The sequence below is a fragment of the Nocardia sp. NPDC004722 genome (assembly GCF_053601505.1).
In genome coordinates this window covers 1-1,797 of record NZ_JBSGBY010001000.1, presented here as the reverse complement: position 1 = coordinate 1,797, position 1,797 = coordinate 1, and the positions used below count along the sequence as shown (strand labels likewise).

Annotated in this window: 2 protein-coding genes; both read right to left on the bottom strand. The window is 68.2% G+C overall.

The features are described 5' to 3' along the window. A partial coding sequence (locus tag ACWELQ_RS45080) for a tannase/feruloyl esterase family alpha/beta hydrolase (protein ID WP_452403087.1) occupies positions 1-666 on the bottom strand: 666 nt, incomplete at its 3' end. Between the two features lie 103 nt (positions 667-769). Further along, positions 770-1,720, bottom strand: a complete 951-nt coding sequence (locus ACWELQ_RS45075) for a GMC family oxidoreductase (RefSeq protein ID WP_452403088.1) — start codon at positions 1,718-1,720, stop codon at positions 770-772. Positions 1,721-1,797: the final 77 nt, after the last annotated feature.

Sequence of the window (1,797 nt, the reverse complement as noted above, 5' to 3'; positions counted from 1 at the left end):
GTACTTCTGGGCTTCCATGTAGCCCTGTCGCCCGCCGGTCGAGCAGCCGTTCCAATAGGAGTAGGCCGCGGCGTGCCCGTAGACGTCGTTGACGACCTGCTTGCCGACGACGGCCAGCTCGTGCACCGAACGGGACGAGAAGTTCTCCAGCAGTGCGGTATTGATCCGGCCGTTCGCGTCCAGCGCCCAACTGCTGTTCAGGCCACTGGTATCCACGCCCGCGTCGGTGGTCGCGACCGCGTAGCCCTGCTTGACGCCCGCGGCCACACCCCCGATGTTCCCCGCGGCATAGGCCGCGCCGCCGACCGCCTGGAAACGGCCGTTCCAGCCCGACTCCGGCAGCCAAACCTGCACCTTGGCACGGTCGTTCGCGCCGGAGTGGGTCAGCGTGACCGTCACCTCGCAGTGCGCCGGGACATCGGCCACGGGGTAACCGCCCAGCGGCGGGGCCCCGGGAACCTGGAAGGTGCCGGCGGGGACCGCGTTCGCCGTCAGCGACTCCACGCTGGCACCGGCCGGTGCGGGAATCTGAAATGTCGTGCAGTTGAAGGCATTACCGCTCGCCTGGGCGGCGGAATCGTCCGACCTGTCCACCACCGCGTAGATCGCGGCAGCGCCCACCACCGTGATTCCAGCGGCCGCGAGTGCCAATACTCGTCTCTTCATGATCTCTCCTCGGTTGGAACTGCACCAACTGTGTCCGGCACGCCACCACCGACACATCAGTCGGATGACGCTCCGTCGACGTAATTCGGGTTCAGACAAGGGCTTACGAGCGCCGCAGTAGGTCCGCGGCGCGTTCGGCGATGGCGTAGACCGTCGCGTTGGTGTTGGCCGAGGGAATCGCGGGGATGACGGATCCGTCGGCGATTCGCAGGCCCTCCAGGCCGTGCACTCGGAGTTCGGAATTCACGACCGCGGCGTCGTCCTCGCCCAGCGCGCAGGTGCCGACCGGGTGGCAGTAGGAACCGAAATTCCTTCGGGCGTAGTCGCGGAGCGCCGCCTCGTCGGTGACGTCGAATCCGGGTGCGACCTCGGTGACGCCCCACCCGGCGAGAGCCGGTGAAGCCGCTATCTCGCGGGCGGCCTCGATACCGGCGATCACGGCCTCGACATCCGCTGCCGCCGTGAAGTATCCGGGGTCGAGCACCGGCGGTGCGGACGGGTCGGCCGAGGTGATGAGCAGGGAGCCGCGGCTCGCCGGGAGCATCGGCGAGACGCCGATGGTGAAGCCGTTCGGCACCGCCGCAACGGGATTGGGCAGGGGGATATCGATGAAGATGATCTGCACATCCGGTCCCGCCAGGTCCGGGTTGCTGCGCAGGGTGCCGATGATCTCGCCGTGATTGGCGCGCGGCGTGGGCACCAGGCGCCGCGAACTGTGCACCAGGTTGACCCGGGGATGGTCGTGCAGATTGCGGCCCACCCCGGCCAACGGGTGCATCACCTCGACCTGCGCGTCCCGCAGCACCGACTCCGGTCCGATGCCCGAGCACAACAGCAGCTGTGCGCTGCCGATGGTCCCGGCTGTCAGCACCACTTCGGAAGTGGCGGTAGCGCGGTGGATTTCGCCACCCACGCGGTACTCGACCCCCACGCAGCGCTGCCCCTCGAGGAGCAGCCGCCCCGCGAGCGCACCGGTGACCACCCTGAGATTCGGCCGCCCCGACGCGGGTGCGAGATAGGCGTCGGCGGCGCTCTGCCGCTGTCCGGCAACGATATTGAGATCGACCGCTCCGAATGTTCATCGAACTCGCCGAGATCGGGCCGAACATGCGGCTGTTCTTCGAGCAGATC